A 254-nucleotide genomic window follows, 5' to 3' on the forward strand; every position below is an offset into this window, starting at 1 on the left:
ACCCCAATCGGCTGCAATTGCTCCGTGCCTTCCTTCACGATGTACAGACGGATATTTTGAATCGGTTTTCCGATCGGAATCGCTGCATATTCCTCATCCGGCTCGCAATCGAAGTACGACACGTCCACCGTCGCTTCGGTTGGTCCATACAGGTTGACCAGCTTCGCTCCGGCCAGACTCGATACGAGCCGCTGGAACCGGGCCACATGCTGTGGCGGCAACGCTTCACCACTGGCAAAGACATGGCGCAGCGT

The 254-nt window shown here is 57.1% G+C and carries 1 protein-coding gene; it reads right to left on the bottom strand.

Annotated features, from left to right (window positions below):
* A partial coding sequence (locus HFD99_RS25260; RefSeq protein ID WP_167441101.1) for an AMP-binding protein occupies positions 1–254 on the bottom strand: 254 nt, incomplete at both ends.

This window comes from Paenibacillus sp. EKM301P (assembly GCF_011800295.1).
Lineage (GTDB): Bacteria > Bacillota > Bacilli > Paenibacillales > Paenibacillaceae > Paenibacillus > Paenibacillus polymyxa.